General features: G+C 41.4%; 17 protein-coding genes. 12 read left to right on the top strand and 5 right to left on the bottom strand.

Annotated features, from left to right (window positions below; genetic code table 11):
* Positions 1–3 precede the first annotated feature (3 nt).
* From icd to AC2TDL_RS16040, 5 genes are all read left to right on the top strand, one after another.
* The gene (gene icd / locus AC2TDL_RS16020; RefSeq protein WP_484697068.1) at positions 4–1,302 is read left to right on the top strand and encodes an NADP-dependent isocitrate dehydrogenase; all 1,299 of its coding nucleotides are present in this window, start codon (positions 4–6) and stop codon (positions 1,300–1,302) included.
* Between the two features lie 79 nt (positions 1,303–1,381).
* Positions 1,382–3,544 (top strand): DNA helicase RecQ, encoded by a 2,163-nt coding sequence (gene recQ, locus AC2TDL_RS16025; RefSeq protein ID WP_484697069.1) that lies wholly within the window; start codon positions 1,382–1,384, stop codon positions 3,542–3,544.
* Positions 3,545–3,581: 37 nt separating this feature from the next.
* Positions 3,582–4,538, top strand: coding sequence for a sugar kinase (locus AC2TDL_RS16030; protein ID WP_484697070.1), 957 nt, complete (start codon positions 3,582–3,584; stop codon positions 4,536–4,538).
* A 45-nt stretch (positions 4,539–4,583) separates the two neighbouring features.
* A complete protein-coding gene (fni, locus tag AC2TDL_RS16035; RefSeq protein ID WP_484697071.1) occupies positions 4,584–5,636 on the top strand; it encodes a type 2 isopentenyl-diphosphate Delta-isomerase in 1,053 nt (350 codons plus the stop codon).
* 21 nt (positions 5,637–5,657) lie between these two features.
* Complete coding sequence (locus AC2TDL_RS16040) at positions 5,658–6,686, top strand: MBL fold metallo-hydrolase (RefSeq protein WP_484697072.1); 1,029 nt, start codon at positions 5,658–5,660, stop codon at positions 6,684–6,686.
* A 117-nt stretch (positions 6,687–6,803) separates the two neighbouring features.
* Here AC2TDL_RS16040 and AC2TDL_RS16045 read toward each other — a convergent pair whose 3' ends face one another.
* Entirely contained in the window at positions 6,804–7,343 is a 540-nt protein-coding gene (locus AC2TDL_RS16045; protein WP_484701230.1) for a phosphatidylglycerophosphatase A family protein, read from the bottom strand.
* Between the two features lie 124 nt (positions 7,344–7,467).
* On the opposite strand from AC2TDL_RS16045, the gene AC2TDL_RS16050 reads away from it, so the two are divergent.
* The 3 genes from AC2TDL_RS16050 to AC2TDL_RS16060 all read left to right on the top strand — a co-directional run bounded on the left by AC2TDL_RS16050 (position 7,468) and on the right by AC2TDL_RS16060 (position 10,118).
* Positions 7,468–8,520 (top strand): GerMN domain-containing protein, encoded by a 1,053-nt coding sequence (locus tag AC2TDL_RS16050; protein ID WP_484697073.1) that lies wholly within the window; start codon positions 7,468–7,470, stop codon positions 8,518–8,520.
* A gap of 212 nt (positions 8,521–8,732) precedes the next feature.
* Positions 8,733–9,479: a ribonuclease PH gene (rph, locus tag AC2TDL_RS16055; protein WP_484697074.1), complete on the top strand. Its 747-nt coding sequence runs from the start codon at positions 8,733–8,735 to the stop codon at positions 9,477–9,479.
* Entirely contained in the window at positions 9,480–10,118 is a 639-nt protein-coding gene (locus AC2TDL_RS16060; RefSeq protein WP_484697075.1) for an XTP/dITP diphosphatase, read from the top strand. It begins immediately after the preceding gene.
* A gap of 190 nt (positions 10,119–10,308) precedes the next feature.
* Here AC2TDL_RS16060 and asnB read toward each other — a convergent pair whose 3' ends face one another.
* Complete coding sequence (gene asnB, locus AC2TDL_RS16065; protein WP_484701232.1) at positions 10,309–12,153, bottom strand: asparagine synthase (glutamine-hydrolyzing); 1,845 nt, start codon at positions 12,151–12,153, stop codon at positions 10,309–10,311.
* Positions 12,154–12,388: 235 nt separating this feature from the next.
* Here asnB and AC2TDL_RS16070 point away from each other — a divergent pair, with 235 nt between their 5' ends.
* Together AC2TDL_RS16070 and AC2TDL_RS16075 are read left to right on the top strand one after the other, a co-directional pair.
* Positions 12,389–12,733: a hypothetical protein gene (locus AC2TDL_RS16070; protein ID WP_484697076.1), complete on the top strand. Its 345-nt coding sequence runs from the start codon at positions 12,389–12,391 to the stop codon at positions 12,731–12,733.
* Between the two features lie 126 nt (positions 12,734–12,859).
* Complete coding sequence (locus AC2TDL_RS16075; protein ID WP_484697077.1) at positions 12,860–13,447, top strand: P-loop nucleotide/nucleoside kinase family protein; 588 nt, start codon at positions 12,860–12,862, stop codon at positions 13,445–13,447.
* A gap of 99 nt (positions 13,448–13,546) precedes the next feature.
* On the opposite strand, the gene AC2TDL_RS16080 is transcribed toward AC2TDL_RS16075, so the two are convergent.
* On the bottom strand, positions 13,547–14,197 hold the full coding sequence (locus AC2TDL_RS16080; protein ID WP_484697078.1) for a pyridoxamine 5'-phosphate oxidase family protein: 651 nt from the start codon (positions 14,195–14,197) through the stop codon (positions 13,547–13,549).
* A 111-nt stretch (positions 14,198–14,308) separates the two neighbouring features.
* Here AC2TDL_RS16080 and pdxR point away from each other — a divergent pair, with 111 nt between their 5' ends.
* The gene (gene pdxR / locus AC2TDL_RS16085; protein ID WP_484697079.1) at positions 14,309–15,811 is read left to right on the top strand and encodes a MocR-like pyridoxine biosynthesis transcription factor PdxR; all 1,503 of its coding nucleotides are present in this window, start codon (positions 14,309–14,311) and stop codon (positions 15,809–15,811) included.
* An 18-nt stretch (positions 15,812–15,829) separates the two neighbouring features.
* On the top strand, positions 15,830–15,961 hold the full coding sequence (locus AC2TDL_RS16090) for a hypothetical protein (RefSeq protein WP_484697080.1): 132 nt from the start codon (positions 15,830–15,832) through the stop codon (positions 15,959–15,961).
* Positions 15,962–16,114: 153 nt separating this feature from the next.
* On the opposite strand, the gene AC2TDL_RS16095 is transcribed toward AC2TDL_RS16090, so the two are convergent.
* Positions 16,115–17,197, bottom strand: coding sequence for an ABC transporter permease (locus AC2TDL_RS16095; protein ID WP_484697081.1), 1,083 nt, complete (start codon positions 17,195–17,197; stop codon positions 16,115–16,117).
* Entirely contained in the window at positions 17,175–18,146 is a 972-nt protein-coding gene (locus AC2TDL_RS16100; RefSeq protein ID WP_484697082.1) for an ABC transporter ATP-binding protein, read from the bottom strand. The genes AC2TDL_RS16095 and AC2TDL_RS16100 overlap by 23 nt, the downstream gene beginning before the upstream one ends.

Here is an 18,146-nt window from a genome sequence, read left to right on the forward strand (position 1 = left end):
TACATGTCACTATTTGAAAAATATGCAATGCCAACTGAAGGTGAAAAAATTACTATTGATAACGGGAAACTACAAGTTCCTAATCAACCGATTATTCCATTTATCGAGGGCGATGGAACTGGTCGTGATATTTGGAAAGCATCAAAACGTGTACTAGATGCTGCAGTTGAGAAAGCATATAACGGTGAGAAAAAAATTGCTTGGTACGAAGTGTTTGCTGGTGAAAAAGCATTCAACACATTTGGCGAATGGCTTCCTAATGACACTTTAACTGCAATTCGTGAATATATCGTTGCAATTAAAGGACCTCTTACTACTCCAATCGGCGGTGGTATTCGTTCACTAAACGTTGCTCTTCGTCAAGAGCTAGACCTATATACTTGCTTGCGTCCTGTACGTTACTTTAAAGGAGTACCTTCTCCAGTAAAACGTCCTGATCTTGTAGATATGGTTATTTTCCGTGAAAACACTGAGGACATTTATGCTGGTATTGAGTATCAATCAGGTACTGAAGCTGTTAAGAAAGTAATCGAATTCCTTCAAAAAGAAATGGGCGTTAACAAAATTCGCTTCCCAGAAACTTCTGGTATCGGTATTAAACCAGTTTCTTCTGAAGGCTCTAAACGTTTAGTACGTGCAGCTATCGAATATGCTATCAAACATGGCAGAAAATCTGTAACACTTGTTCATAAAGGTAACATTATGAAGTTTACAGAAGGCGCATTTAAAAACTGGGGCTACGAAGTAGCAGAGCAAGAATTTGCAGATAAAACATTTACTTGGGGTCAATACGATCGCATTAAAGAAGCTGAAGGCGTAGAAGCTGCTAACAAAGCTCAAGACGAAGCAATTAAAGCAGGCAAAATTATTATTAAAGATGCAATTGCTGACATCGCATTGCAACAAGTATTGACTCGTCCAACTGATTTTGATGTTATCGCAACACTTAACTTAAATGGTGACTACCTATCCGATGCACTAGCTGCACAAGTTGGTGGTATCGGTATCGCTCCAGGTGCAAACATCAACTACTTGACTGGACATGCAATTTTTGAAGCTACGCATGGTACAGCTCCTAAATATGCAGATAAAGACGTTGTTAACCCTGGTTCTGTTATTCTTTCTGGCGTAATGTTGCTTGAGCATCTTGGCTGGCAAGAAGCTGCTAACCTAATTTACAACGGTATGGAAACTGCAATTAATAACAAAACAGTTACTTACGATTTTGCTCGTCTAATGGAAGGCGCAACTGAAGTTAAATGTTCTGAGTTCGCTGACGAAATCATTAAGCACCTTGCTTAATAAACTTCTTAAGTACGAATATGCTTGAACTACAAAGAGAGCCCACTAGCGGCTCTCTTTGTACATATAGGAGGAACGGATGATTCAAGCTCAGCAGTTATTGAAAAAAATATATGGCTATGATGAATTCCGTCCAGGGCAGTCCAATATTATTCATAGTCTTATGCAGGGACAAGACACGCTGGCGATATTGCCTACTGGTGGCGGTAAGTCAATTTGCTATCAAATCCCTGCTATGTTGCTAACAGGAACAACGCTTGTCATTTCACCGCTTATTTCATTAATGAAGGATCAGGTTGATGCATTGCAAAGATTAGGTGTTGCGGCAGCGTATTTAAATAGCTCGCTTACTGCAGAGCAATATCGCACTACGCTTAGAGCAGCATTTAACGGTGAGTATAAGCTGCTATATATAGCACCTGAACGCTTTGATGCTCCAATGTTTCAACAGCTTACTGAGCATTTGCATATTCCGCTAATAGCAATTGACGAAGCGCATTGTATATCGCAATGGGGGCATGATTTTCGTCCTAGTTATCGTCAGCTTGCATTAGCGATTAGTAAGCTGGAGAATCGTCCAATTGTTGCTGCTTTTACTGCTACAGCAACAAAGGAAGTAGCTGATGATATTATTGCAAGCCTTGCTTTGCATAATCCAGCTACCTATGTTACAGGCTTTGCTCGTCCGAATTTATCGTTATCGGTTGTGACGGGAGTAGATAAGTTTAGCTTTCTCGTAAAATTTTTGCAGCAGCGTACCAATCAATCTGGAATCATCTATGCAGCAACACGTAAAGAATGCGAAAACGTACATGCGCGAATTAGCCAGTTAGGCTATCAAGCTGAGCTGTATCATGGCGGATTATCAGATCAAGCGAGAGCCGAGGCGCAGGAAAGGTTTCGCTTTGATGAAAGCAAAATCATTGTTGCTACCAATGCCTTCGGCATGGGGATAGATAAGCCGAATGTACGTTATGTGCTGCATTGGCAAATGCCTAGTGATTTGGAATCTTATTATCAGGAAGCGGGAAGAGCTGGTCGTGATGGCGAGGAAAGTGAATGTGTCCTATTGTTTGAAGCCAGTGATCTCCATATTCATCGTTACCTAATCGAGCAAGGCTTGGGCGACGAAGCTCGTAAAGCGGTGCAAACTGCGAAGCTGCATACGATGATGAGCTATTGCCGCACTGATCAATGTCTCCAGCAATACATCGTAGATTATTTTGGAGAACGTGCCGTGGAACCATGCGGTAAATGCAGCAGCTGTCTTGATACAAGCGAAATCGTGGATCGAACGCAGGATGCACTAATGGCGATCTCTTGTGTTGCTCGCATGCGCGGTCGCTTTGGGGTAACGATGGTCGCCAAAGTATTAAAGGGTTCATCAGATAAGCGGCTATTAGCAGCAGGGCTTAATTGCTTATCGACTTATGGCTTAATGAAGCAATATGCGGAAAAGGATATTGTCGATTGGTTAAATTGGCTCGTAGCAGAGCAATATTTGCAGCTTAGTGAGGGACAGTATCCAGTTGTAACTCTTGCTGAACGAGCGCGTCTTGTCATTGAAGGCAAAGAGCAGGTACGGCAGCGGCGTCGCAGCTCAGTTAAGCAAGTGATTAGCAATACTTCACAGGATGCTTCGCCTATTTTTGCTGCGCTTAAGGAATGGCGCAGAGCACAAGCTGCAGAGGAACGAATACCGCCATTTATGATCTGCTCAGATGCGACATTAAGGCTAATTGCTGAAGCGCAGCCAAGCTCGCTGGAAGAGCTGATGGAAGTGAAAGGAATCGGTCAAGCAAAAACGTTAAAGTATGGTGAGGCAATTTTAGCTGAAGTAAAGCGCTTTATGAAGTCGAGTGAAGGAGAAAAATCGACAGCTAATGCTCATTCTACTGAAGGTTATAGCAGAGGAGCTTCTGTCGATAAAGAGCAAGAGGAACATAAGCTGCCAAGCTATATGTATTCCTATCAGGCATTTGTTGCTGGTGAGCCAGTTGAAAAAATAAGCGCTCAACGTGGTTTGAAAAAACAAACTGTGGAAAATCACATTTTGCAAGCTATTGAAGCTGGAGAGCCGATTGACTGGTCGATGATTTTTAATAACGAAATTGAAGAGCTAGTGCTGCAGGCTTTAAATGTAGTAGATGCAAGCTTGCTGCGCAATGTAAAGGAAGTATTGCCGGAGTTCATAACGTATTTTCAAATACGAGCTGTGCTTTTGAAGAAAACACGTATTTAGCGATGTTCATTATTCGTTGATAATGGGGGATTTCGTTATGTCAAAACAATCACCACAAGTAATTACATTTGGCGAAACGATGACATTGTTTCTGCCAACAAATCAGCAATCACTTGAACGTTCGGATACGCTGCAACAGCGTTTTGGCGGGGCAGAAAGTAATGTTGCAATTGGACTAGCACGTTTAGGTGTTAATGTTGGTTGGTTTAGTGTAATGGGCACGGAGCCGCTTGGCAGACGCATTGTGAAAACGATTCGCGGTGAAGGTGTCGATGTGTCGCGTGTTATTTACAGTGACAATGCGCCTACTGGCATTATGCTGCGTGAGCAAGTAAGCGGAAAAAATGTTGTTCACTATATGCGTAAAGGATCAGCAGCAAGCACAATGACTCCAGAGCAGCTAGATGCAAACTATATTCAAGGAGCGGAAATACTACATATTACCGGGATTACTCCTGCCTTAAGCGAAAGCTGCAAGGAAACTGTTTTTCGTGCGATTGAGCTAGCTAAGCAGGCAGGTGTGAAGATTTGCTTTGATCCCAATTTGCGCTTAAAGCTGTGGAGTTTAGAGCAAGCGCGTGAAGTTATTTTTGCAATTGCGAAGGATGCAGATTACTTTTTGCCAGGCTGGGATGAGTTGAAACTGCTTTATGATACGGATAATGTTGAGGAAATCAGCAATTCCCTAAATGAGTTAAAAGCCATCAGCATTGTAAAAGGCAGAGATAGCAGCAATGTTATTTACCAAAATGGTCAGCAAACGGAGATTCCATTTGAACTAGTTGACAACGTAGTTGATACAGTTGGTGCAGGTGACGCCTTCTGTGCTGGTTTCCTTGCAGGTATTTGCAAAGGTTACAGCTTGGAGGAAGCAGTTCGAATGGCGAGTATTAATGGTGCACTGGCTGTACAAACTTATGGTGATTGGGAAGCCCTTCCCGATTGGGAGCTATTGCAACAGCATTTGCATGCAAAGGCTTGGATTGAACGTTAAAGTTATTGCAGCTACATGGCATTTGCCGAAATAAAGGAGCGTCTTATGAAATTATTTGAGCATGATGCTGGGCACCAAACAGTCAAACGCAAAGATGAGCATATTAGCATTTGTCTTGAGCAATCGGTGCAAGGTCAAGGGATTACAACAGGATTAGAGAAGTGGAGATTTAAGCATCTGGCCCTTCCTGAAATTAACTTTAATGATATTAGCTTAGCGACGAAGATGTTTGGCAAGGCAGTTGCAACACCACTGCTCATCAGTTCCATGACGGGTGGTACGGAATTGGCTAATCGGATTAACCGAACATTGGCAGCTGCTGCTGAGCGCAGAGGTTGGGTACTTGGATTAGGATCAATGCGTGTAGCGATCGAACAGCCACAGCTTGCAGCAGCTTTTAATCTTCGCCAATATGCACCGTCTATTCCGATTATCGCTAACCTTGGCTTAGTCAGCTTAAATTATGGCATCAGTATTGAAGATTGTAAGCGCACCGTTGAAATTGCTGATGCAGACGCTCTTGTATTTCACTTGAACAGCATGCAGGAAGTATTTCAAGCAGAAGGCGATACGAACTTTGCAGGGCTACTTAGAAAGCTTGAAGCAGTCATTAGTCAGCTTCATGTACCTGTAGGAGTAAAGGAAGTAGGCTGGGGTATTGACGCTTGTGTTCGCGATCAATTGCTTTCTGTAGGTGTACAATTTATTGATGTAGCGGGTGCTGGTGGAACATCATGGAGTCAAGTTGAGCATTATCGTACGAGCTCAGCGATTCAACGACAGGCAGCTCTAAGCTTTGCTGACTGGGGAATATCAACCGCAGACTGCTTACTTGAGCTAAAAAATGGGATGCAGCAAAGTTTGCTGATTGGCAGCGGCGGCTTGCAAAACGGCGTTGATGCAGCAAAGGTGCTTGCACTTGGTGCAGATGCAGCAGGTTTTGGGCGTACGCTGCTGTCTCATGCAGCGAAAGATAATGGACAAAGTGTTGAAGAACGAATGGCGATAATAGAATATGAGCTGCGCGCGGCGATGTTTGGCATTGGGGTTCAAACGGTCGCTGAGCTAAAACGCACAGAACGGCTCATTCGTCAATAATCTATAGAAGTGGAGATTAGGATGACCGCTAATTATAGAGAAGGAAAGCAGAATCTAGATTCATATTGGACAAGGATTACAAATTCGATCATTCAAGTACGTGTACCTGTTCCGTTCTCCTTGCGCTGGGTTAACAGCTATATTTTACAGGAGAAAGAGGGCACATTTACAATTGTAGACCCCGGACTTCATACGTTAGAAGCTGAAGAAGCGTGGAATTCGGTGATGTCAGAGCTGTCGCTTAACTGGGAGGACTGCTCTGCTATTGTTGTCACGCATCAACATCCCGATCATTATGGCTTAGCTGGTTATGTGCAGCAGCTCAGTAAGGCGCCAGTCTATATGACGAGGGAGGCAAAAGCTTATACAGAGAAGTTATGGGGAGATGGCAAGGAGCAATTTCATCAGGACATGCTTAAGCTTTTAGCAGAGCATGGCACGCCGCAAGAAATTGTGGAGGCTATCATTGATAATTTGCATAGTTTTCAAGCTAAAGTAGAACCCCAGCCTGATGTAACCTATGTTACAGCAGGAGAGAGAGTAGATGCTGGAAATTACTCTTGGCAGCTTATACATACTGAGGGGCATGCGTATGGCGGGATTATGCTCTATAATTTCGAGCATAGGTTTTTAATATGCGGGGATCAAGTATTGCCGCATATAACACCGCATGTTGGTGTGGTTGCAGGTGAAGAGCGGCCAGTGCTTGCGCAATTTCTTCATCATTTACAAGATATTCGCAAGCTAGAGGTAGAGCTGGTGTTGCCTGGTCATCGTCAGCCATTTGCTGAATTTAGAGAACGGATCGATGCGATTTTAGCACATCATACTCGTCGCTTAGAGAGTCTGGAGCAATACATTGCCCAACATGGTCCGCAGCATGCCTTTCACTGCTGTGAGTGGATGTTTGGTAAGTATTTACGCAATAATCCTCATAATATGCGTTTTGCCTTGACTGAGGTAATTGCACATTTGCAATATTTACAGCAGCAAGGATTAGTCCGAGAGCAAGTCGCTACGGATGAAACGATTTATTATGCAATGATTTAAGTATAACGATAAGTGAAGCGAAAATAAGCCTGTGCAAAGGAGCATAGGCTTATTTTTATTTCATAATATAATTTTGCTACGAAGCCCTTATTGTTAACACTGAAAAAGCTTTGAACATTAATCTAGCGGTGGAGTTGTAATTCCTTCACGCTCTGCTTGCTTACGATGAGCTAGACGACTGGCAGCGGATGCTGCGATAGCTCCAACAATGTCATCAAGGAACGTATGTGTATTTATTCCATCTTTTTTGTTAAGCTTTACGAGAATACCAGGCTTTACTTTGTCAATGTAGCCGAAGTTTGTTAAACCAATACTGCCGTATACGTTGACGATAGATAGTGCTAATATTTCATCACAGCCATACAAGCCTTCGTCATTTTCAATCATAGCTTGCAGCGGCTGTAGCAGTTGCTTTTTCTCTGCTAAAATATCTAGCTGAACCCCTGTTAATATTGCATTTTGTACTTCACGCTTCGATAAAACTGCCTCAACATGATGAACACATTCTTGAACTGTAAGATTTTCCGTATATTTTTCCTGTAAAAAATAAACGAGTTCAGCGATGTCCGTGATCGTTACACCGCGTTGTTCTAAAACTTGATAGGTTGCTTTTGCTACCTCTTGACTGTTCAAACTATATTTCAACTCTTCAGACATCATTCATTCCTCCATACATTTTTCTGGACAAAACTGGTCTAAAAATTTGAAGGGCTCGTATACATATTACTACAAAAGACAAGTTGTACAAAGTTTTTAAACAATATAGAGGAGGATTTATACGATGATAGCAAAAACATGGTTACGTTCAACTGCAATAATGGGGGCATTGGTCATTCCGATAATGCTAACTGGATGTGGTTTATTTTCTAAGTCGGTGTCGGAACCAATTGATCCTCCGCAAACAGAGGTTAGTGAGGAGGAAGATCAGCAAACAAGCAGTTGGTTAGACCAATCTCAGGATGCTGAACAATATGTCGTATATTTGCAGGATAGAAATGGTTATTTAGCCCCAATATCTTTGCCTATGTCTATTGCAGAAGGTGAAGAGGTAGCTGTTAAGCTGCTTGAAGTTATGGTTGACGGCGGTACTTATGCTAGCTCATTGCCGCTTGATTTCCGTGCAATGCTTCCACAAGGCACTGAAATTCTCGGTTATCAGTTCGATTCTGAAACAGGCATCGCAACCGTTAATTTATCAGAGCCTTTTGTAAACTATAATAGTACAGATGAGCGCGCTATTGTTGAAGCCATTACATGGACATTAACTTCGCTTGATGATGTCAAAGGAGTTAATATTCAAGTTAATGGCGAAAAGCTTGAAGAAATGCCTATTGCGTCATATCCATTAGATCAGCCGCTAACTCGTTCGATTGGTATTAATATCGAGCTTGCCGAAGGAGTTAATTATTCGAAAGCAGCCCCAGTTACCCTTTACTTCTCTGCAGATACCATTGACGGAGAACAATATTTTGTTCCAGTTACACGAATGATTGAACGCACTGACTCAATGGAAATCGCTGCATTGGAAGAGCTTATTGCTGGTCCATTGAATACGAAGGCATTGTCTCCTGTTATTTTGCCAAATGTAGAGGTAACAGGAATTGAGGAATATGATGGTGTTGTTCATGTTGATTTGAAAGACGATTCCTATGAGCCAGGTGTATTTGTTCCTTCTGAGCTATTAAAAGCAGTTGTTTTAGCCGTTGCCGACAATACTGGAGTGCCTACTGTTCAAATTCGTGTAAATGGTGATGTAAATATTTTTGATGAAAATAATACATCCTATAGTCAGCCAGTTACGAAGCCGCTCCATGTCAATGCATTAAAGATGTAGCTTACTAAATTAAATTAGAAGTTTGAAGGTGGGATTTCAAGCGTTTGCTTGGAATCCCTTGCTTGTTTCTCACAAGTTTGCGATACAACAAAATAATGCAATTGCTAAACGGCTTTGATACAATAGATTAGGTTAAAATACATATAGCCGTTGCACTCCTTTGTAGCGGTTGTTAAGACATAGTATAAGTTATAGCTTTAGGAGGCAATTACATGATAAGAAATGATGGTCGTCAACCGAATCAATTGCGTGAGGTGACGATTACAACGAATGTAAATAAACATGCTGAAGGCTCTGTACTTATCCAATTTGGCGATACGAAAGTGATTTGTACCGCAACCGTAGAGGAGCGAGTACCGCCTTTTATGAAAGGCCAAGGCAAAGGCTGGATTACTGCTGAATATTCGATGTTGCCAAGAGCGACGTATATTCGAAATCAACGAGAATCCAGTCGCGGCAAGCTTACAGGCAGAACGATGGAGATTCAGCGCCTAATCGGAAGAGCTTTGCGCTCTGTTGTTGATTTACAAGCACTAGGCGAACGTACAATTACGTTAGACTGTGATGTGTTGCAAGCCGATGGTGGCACACGGACAACATCGATTACTGGAGCTTTTGTCGCTCTATGCCTAGCGATTGAACATATAGCAAAAACTCATCCATTTCAAAAATATCCCATTACAGATTATTTGGCATCGGTAAGTGTCGGGATTATTGATAATACTCCGATGCTTGATTTGAACTATGTTGAGGATTCCTCAGCAAAAGTAGATATGAATGTTGTAATGACCGGCAACGGCAAATTTGTTGAATTACAGGGCACAGGCGAGGAATCACCATTTTCTCGTACAGAGCTCCAAGAGTTACTTGCCTTAGCTGAGCAAGGCATTGCACAGTTAATCGCTGCGCAGAAGGAAGCTTTGGGTGCTGTCTGCGAACGAATTCGGGGTGAGCAATAGATGAAAACGATCGTAGTTGCTACGAAAAATGCCGGTAAGGTAAAGGAATTTGCCCATGCGTTTGTTAAGCTTGGCATCGAAGTAAAAAGCTTGTTGGATTATCCTGCTATTCCTGACATTGTAGAGGATGGCGATAGCTTTATTGCTAACGCTAAACTAAAAGCAAAAGCAGCAGCAGAAGCACTTCATATCCCAGTATTAGCAGACGACTCTGGATTAACAGTTGATGCATTAAACGGTGAGCCGGGCATATATTCAGCACGTTATGCAGGAGCATCTGCCAGTGATGCGCAAAATAATGAAAAACTGCTTGCAGAGCTGAAAAAGGTTGGTGCTAACATAAATAATGAGCAGTTAGCAGATGGTAGCAAATTGTTAAGTAAGGCGCAATTTCGCTGTGCCCTTGCATTATATATTCCTGACAAAGAAAAGTTTATAATTGCTGAAGGTCAAGTGGATGGCATCATTATCGATCGTCCTCGTGGTGATGGCGGCTTCGGCTATGATCCGTTGTTCTATGTGCCACAGCTGGAATGCAGTATGGCTGAGCTAAGCAAGGAAGAAAAAGGAAAAATCAGCCATCGCGGTGAAGCACTTAAAAAACTATTGCCAGACGTAGAACGTGTATTGAATGAATAAGTAGTATATAAAAGTATATTGGCTAGAGTTTAAGGCTAGCAATTGAAGGGATAATAGGTTGTGGCTGCATTTTGCTTGAAGTCATGTTGCAGGGCCATTTATTCCTCTTTTGCTAGCCTGTATTTGCACTTTATTTTTAACTACATATCTAATATATATCTAAAATTCACCGTCACTGTAATGTTTAGAGTTATACAATTCGCACTTTATAGTGCGTTAGCCAAATATTGATTTGCACTAAATAAGCATATAACTGCGGACCTGACATTAGCTGGCCAAACCAAGGAACTAATGAGGATGATTGCTCAGATTTAAGCAGCTCTTCGATTTTGTCACGTTTAACAATTTGAAAGAGCGGGGCAGAATCGTCACTCATAACTTGCTCCATCAGCTCCGTCACCGCTGCTAAATAGTTTGGATTATGCGTTTTCGGATACGGACTTTTTTTGCGGGTAATAATTTCATCAGGCAAGATACCTTTTAATGCTTTACGTAAAATTCCTTTTTCCCGATCTCCAGAAGTTTTATATTCCCAAGGGATGTTAAATACATAGTCGACTAGGCGATGATCACAAAATGGCACACGCACCTCTAAGCCAGCAGCCATACTCATCCGATCTTTGCGATCCAGCAAGGTCGGCATAAAGCGGGTTATATTTAAGTAAGACATTTGGCGAATTGATTGTAACTGCTCACTTTCACCGCTTAGCACGGGAACTTCTGCTTTTGCCTCCTCAAATCGTTGCTTTACATATTGCTCAGGAGCAATCCAATCTTGAATATCGTCCTCAATTAATGAACTGCGAAATTTTGTTGCTAATGACCACGGAAAAGTGTCGGCCTCTAAAGTTTCTTTTTTATGGAACCATGGATAGCCGCCGAAAACTTCATCTGCAGCCTCACCAGAAATCGCGACTGTCGCATTTTTCTTTATTGCTCGGCAAAATAATAGGAGAGACGAGTCTATATCTGCCATTCCTGGCAAATCGCGTGCCAGTGTTGCATCTTTTAGAGCGGAAACTAGCTCAGGAGTATCGAATTTTAAATAATGATGTATAGTGGAAAGCTTCTTTGTCATAAGCTCAATAAAAGGAGCGTCAGAATTAGGCTGAAATGCATGGGCTTTGAAATGCTTGTCATTGTCCACATAATCAATGGAATAGGTATGAAGTGGGCTAGCTGCCGCTTCACGGTAATATTGTACTGCTAATGCTGTTAAAGCACTGGAATCTAATCCGCCTGATAGCAGCGTGCAAATTGGTACATCACTAATCATTTGCCGATTCATTGTATCTTGCAGCAATTCCCGTACATGTTCAACTGTTTCATCAAGACTGTGCTCATGCTCACGACTTTGCAGCTGCCAATACGTACGTATTTTAATTCCTTCTCTTGAAATAGTCATCAATTGTCCAGGCTTAAGCTCTGCAAAATTTTCATAAATGCCATGTCCAGGCGTGCGAGCTGGACCAACGACTAATATTTCAGCAAGTCCTTCTCGTCCAATAATAGGCTCGGCGATAGGATTAGCAAGTATCGCTTTTAGCTCAGAGCCGAACAAGAACTGTCCATCCTTTTCATAATAAAAAAATGGCTTTACACCAAGTCGATCACGGGCAGCGAATAACTCTTCGCGAGTTACATCCCATATTGCAAATGCGAAGATACCGTTCAGCTTATCAACACATTCTTTTCCCCAATGCATATAGCTTACGAGTAGCACCTCGGTATCGCATGTCGTTGTAAACATCCACCCGCAAGCTTCTAGCTCTGCTCTTAGCTCGATTGCATTGTAGATTTCACCGTTATAGACGATAACAAATTGATCGTTGCCGCGATAGCGCACCATTGGCTGCGCTCCATTGCTCGGATCCATTACAGCAAGTCTTCGATGACCTAAAGCGCAATGTGGTGATAACCATGTACCTCCTGCATCTGGTCCTCTTGCTGTTAACGTTTCTGTCATTGCTTCAAGTGTATTGCTATGCTGCAATAAATTTTGCCGCCAATTTATCCATCCTGTTATGCCACACATCACCATCAATCCTCTCTAAAGTCGCTTTACCGTCACATATAATAACGTATATTCTTAAATACAACTAAAATTGTCTGTCCATAACATAGAAAAGGGACTACAAATTGTATTATTATTTGCATTTTTTTCATAGTGTAACGGATGAGGTCTAATAATTTGGACAATATTGGGTATATTAAATGTGGCAAAATTCACATTATTTGCAGTTAGTTTAAACATTTTAGGAGGAAACAATATGAATTATCAAAATTTTGAGGGTGATCAACAGACTGATCGTCAAACCTACTATGTGGATATACATGGTAAGCAAGTACTTCGAGAACAAGGAGCAGCAGCTTATGATTTAGAAATTTATGCAAGCGAAGCTGAAGTAAAGCAAATCGAAATGCAATTTCGCAAGCTCGATGAGCATGACGAGTCTACGGCAAAGGGGATGATGATGTTTAGTTTTCGAGGCGGGGAAAAGATTGGTGATATGAACGATAGTTATGATTTAGAAATGAAAAGACTCTTTCAAATGCTGTATCAATGTGGAACTGAGAAGACAAAACAACATATTGAAAGTATGAATATATTGTAGGTTTATAACTCACTGTCAGTTTGTTTATAGCTGACTGTGCCTGTAAAGCTTGCAACTTGGTATACAATTTTCTATAGTATAAGAAGTAATAATCTTTGAACTTACATATAGATGGAGGCTTTTAAGTTGCAAAAATTAGTATTTTTCGTTGGGGTTGCAGGTACAGGTAAAACTACGGTTGCTCGCCTGCTTAGTAAGGAGTTGCCAGCAGCATTTTTAGATCGTGATACCGTTGGTGGTCGCTTTGTAGAAGCGATTTTGGAAATGAAAGGTTTAGATAAAAACGACCGTGACTCACAGTTTTATAAAGAAAATTTGCGGGATCTTGAGTATGATACTACTAAGGATATTTGTATCGAAAATTTAGCTGCTGGTCAAAATGTATTTATGATTTCTCCATTTACTGCAGAGCTGCGTAATAAACAGTGGTTGGAGGATGTTATTGCTGCGGCTGGTTTGACAAAAGAGCAAGTTGATGTCAAAGTTATCGTAGTTACATTGCAAGACATTGAATTGCAGCATCAACGTATTGTTAATCGTCAAACAGAGCGTGATCGCTGGAAGCTTGATAACTGGAAAGATTTTGAGAAGCGGGTTGATTTCGTACCGCAAATTAACTGGGATATTCCACAAAGCTCAATCCTTATTTTTGACAACAGTGGTGAGCTAACTGAAGAGAAAAGACAACAGCTCGTTAATTTTGTATTAAATTAATGTTTGCTCTGTTCATTTAAGATTGTGCTTAAGGCGGATTCAGACAACAAATGATGAATCCGCCTTATTATATTTGTTTAAGTGAATAAGAGATAAGCATTATGGGATTTGCATATTTTTTGCTGCACTACTTTGGGCATGCGGACAATAACGATACATTAGCTGGACTGTTTGCTTGTCCTGTTCTTGTCCACGTTCAAGCAATTGCTCACTGATGTTGCTTAACTTTTGCTCACTCCAATTTTGTCCAAATTTAAATTTAGCAGTCATTTGATCAATTGTAATTCGTACAATAGCTGTCGCCTTTACATGTCCGACATAGCCTTCGTGCTCAAGGCTAATTGGTTCATAACCTCCTTCAGGCTGCAATTTTTCCATTAATTTCGTTAAAACATCACATTTTTCTTGTAAATCTTCAACAACTTCAGCTTTTCCTGAAATATAAACCGATTTGAAAAATACCGTTGCTGGACAGGCATAGACGGGATCTGACATATATGAAGGGATAAGCGAGTATTCTTTGGCAATAGCGAAGCTGACATTTGGATTTTGCTTAATTGTTTTCATTTTTTCGCCAGCCTTGCTCCCATGTAAATAAATTGCATCATTAAAAAAGACATAGTTAATTGGAGTGATCCCTGGATAATCGCCCTGCTTCCACGTAGCGAGAAAGCCATAGTTCATTTCACGCAAAAACTGCACGACATCTTCATATTTTTCTTCACCAATTAAAAATTCTTTTCTTCTCATCTGTTTCACCTCAATGCATCGTTATAGCCATATTGTAGATAGTAAATTGACAGGAAAAAAGAACCAGTTATAATCAATTTTGATGTACCAGTTAGTGGGAGGAGAGAAAAGTTGGAGTTGTATATCCAATTGGAGCAATATATTGCTAATTACCGTTATAAAAGTGCTGCGTTATTTCAAGCATTGCGTGAAATGATTTTACAGGGAAACTTAAAGCCTGACAGCTTACTCCCATCAACTAGACAATTGGCTCAGCAATACGGCTTATCGCGTGGAACGGTGAATGCCGTATACGATATGCTGCTGTCACAGGGTTATATTTATACGAAAGCAGGAAGTGGAACTTATGTTGCAGATGTACAGCAGAAGGTTGCGGAGCAGAAGCCGCAGCATGCAGAGGGGCTTGAGCTATCACGATGGGGAAAGAGAATTCAGCAACTTGCATTGCCTGTACAACGTGAACCTGCGTCTGCACAGAAAGCAGCAATGAGCGGAGCGGAAGATATTATTGAATTTAGTCTTGGTAAAGTAGGGCTTGATCATTTTCCTATGAAGGAATGGAATCGTTATTTGTACGAGCAGACGCGTGAGCAATATAGTTATGAGCTGCGTGATGCTTATTCAAGTGATGGTCATGATGAGCTAAAAAAAGCAATTGCTAGACAAGTACTAAAAGATCGCGGCATTGTTGCTAATCCAGAGCAAATTATGATTGTTAACGGTTCGCAGCAGGCGATTACATTGCTCGCACAATTAATGATGAATGAAGGCGACTATGCTGCAATGGAAGATCCTCATTATGTTGGAGCACGGCATGCGCTGGAATCGGTTGGGGCTATTATTCATACCTATCCTGTAGATGAGCAAGGGATATGCTTTACTCCTTCCAATACTTTGCATTCCTCATATAAGCTTATTTTAGTTACACCAAGTCGACAATTTCCTACTGGTGCCATTCTCAATCTTGAGCGAAGGTTGCAGCTGCTAGAGTGGGCAGAACAATTTAATAGTTACATCCTAGAAGATGATTATGATAGTGAGTTTCGCTATATCGGTAGAGCAATTGAGCCAATGAAATCGTTAGATAGAAAAGATAGAGTCATTTATCTTGGTACTTTTTCACGGACGATGCTGCAAGATTTACGAATTGGTTATGCTATTCTGCCAGCTCGTTTAGTAACGCCTTTTCGTCAAGCGAAAATGGTATATGAGCGGCATCCCAGCTCGATTATTCAACAGCGTGCTTTAGCAGCCTTTATGAATTCTGGACAATATGATCGTCATTTGCGCAGAGTGAAACGATTGTATCGCAGACGTGCCGAGTTAATGCAAGATTTACTTGCTCAGCATTTATCCGATATTTTGATGGCTAAGCCATTGCAGGCTGGACTGCATATCTATGCGGTATGGCGGCAAAGTGAGCAGTTGTTTGATGCATTTTTGCAATCCTGCGGCGAGCAAGGTGTAAGTGTGGTTGATGCTCGTAAATATGGAATGACTAGCATTCAGCCAGCCATTTGTCTAGGATTTGCTCATTTGTCAGAAAGGCAGATTGAAGAAGGCGTGCGCCGCTTGCGTCAAGCTTGGACATCTGTAAAGGTTATACCTAATTAAATTAGAGGAGGGCTCTTTGTGGCTACTGGTTTTGGGTTGATGGGCATGCTAGTATTGCTTCTTGGTTTTTTAGGAATAGTATCGATTGCTGCAATAATTGTAATTGTGGTCATTGTTATTCGCAAGCTGATGAACAAAAATGATCAATAGATAGTAGTCAGAGAATAGTCTAAAATGCAAGAAAATGTCTTGCTTAAGTTAATCCTGCAGGATCGTTTGCTGAACGCAGAGCTTTTCATCTATAAATTAAGCCCAAGCCTGCTAGTATAAAGCAGCGTCTTGGGCGCATTATGGCAAGTGCAATTAACGTGCTCTAATTTCTTGACGCATAAATAGATAATAGGATAGTCCAAAGCAAATGGCTGTTAAGGCAAGCAATGCAGTAAGTTGCGGCCAGACAAGCAGGATGCTTTGCCCAAGTGCTAAAGGACTATCTATTGCAAGTGTTACTTGCTCCATCGTTAATGCCCCGAGCGAGCGAACATTAGGCATAAGCAAAGTCGTTGTAATATCGCTGAATAGCTCTGCTGGTGACAAATTTGATAGAAAGTCAAGTTGATTATAATAACGCAAAATATCATCTGTTGTGCCATTTTGATCTGGCAATAATGCTTTAGCCAATAAATTAATAATGATCCCGTAGAAAACTGTGAAGAAGATCCAAATGGCTATTGCAGATAATGCACTTGTTGCAGCTTGCTTAAAGCGGGTTGAGAAAAGAATAGACAAATTCAACCAAAAACCTACATAAACAACGGCTGTAAGCAAGAAGCAAATTACCCGCAAAAATTCCTCTGGTGTCGGTGGATAACCGATCACAATTAAGCTCATCCCCATCACAAGAAAGCCTAATGCGAAAATAACGACTGTCACGAGCATTAGTGAAGAGACAAATTTTGCTTTAAGAAAATCATCGCGATAAAGCGGCTGTGACATTAATCGGCTTAAAGTTCCTTTACTGCGCTCAGTATTTACAGCATCAAATCCTAATGCAATTCCCATTAACGGTCCTAAAAAAGCGACAAACTGTGTGAACTGTGGGATGCTTCCATCAGATAACGTAAAGATTTTTAAGAACAAGAAGCCTTCCACCGATGCTGAACTGGACTGTGCCTGCAATGCAGTAATGGCTGAATAAATAGAGCCAATACATGCCAGCACAATAATTGCAAGTAAAATTGTAAAGCGCCAAGACGTAATATGATCACCAAATTCCTTTTGCACCATTACCCAAAATGCTCTATTCGAAGCCTGTTTATAGGCTGCATTGCGACTTTTAACTTGCTCAGATGGACGTTGAGCAAAGGGACTATCTTGCTGTTTACGCTCTTTATCCCAAAAGCGCAATGATTGAATTGATGAGCTAAGCTTTCCCTGCAGCTTCACGTGTCTCTCCTCCTTCAAAGTAGCGATGGTAAATATCGTCTAGTCCATAGACACGTCGTTGAATCATATAAAGTTGAGCATGCTGCGACGCAATTTTTGCGATGTCTGGGGTAATATCCTCGCTACAAATAATTTGCACTAGCTCAGAGGAAGTTTTCACTTCAGTTGAATGAACGTGCAAAACTTGCTCAATTTCTTCAAGCTTTTGCTTTAATGTATTTGTTAGACGGTCCACTTCTAATTGGATAGTTACCGTTTTATCCTCATTTAATGCTGCTGACAGTTCCTCAATATTGCCGCAGGCAACAAGCTTTCCTTGCACAAAAAGACCAACTCGGTCACATACTTGTTGTACTTGATGCAGATGATGGGAGCTTAATAAAACTGTAATTTTTTCTTCTCGGCTTAAGGTAGAGATTAGCTCTAACAGCTCGCGCACCCCTTCTGGGTCAATTCCTAATGTTGGTTCATCCAAAATAATAATTTGTGGCTGCTTAATTAGTACGTCAGCCAGTCCTAGTCGTTGACGCATACCGCGTGAAAAGGCGCTTACTTTTTTATAGGCGGCATGCTCGAGGCCGACGCGTTGCAACAGCTGCTCTGCACGCTGTTTCGCTTCTTTTACGGGAATTCCATTTAAGCGAGCAGTATAAACGATATTATCGATCGCTGTACGATCCTCATAGAAACCAATGTCATCAGGCATATAACCAACCTTAGATTTAATGGCAAGTGCGTCATAATGCGGATCGTAGCCAAGAACTTTTACCTGACCATCACTGCGCTCAGTTAGACCAAGCATCATCAAAATGGTCGTTGTTTTGCCGGCGCCATTTGGTCCGAGCAGTCCAAACACTTCACCGCGATAAAGCGTTAGATTAAGTGAGTCAACAGCAGTAAAGTTATTATAGCGCTTTGTCAAATTAATTAGCTCAATGACGGGTTCCAC

The sequence above is a fragment of the Paenibacillus sp. plas6 genome, from assembly GCF_057221655.1.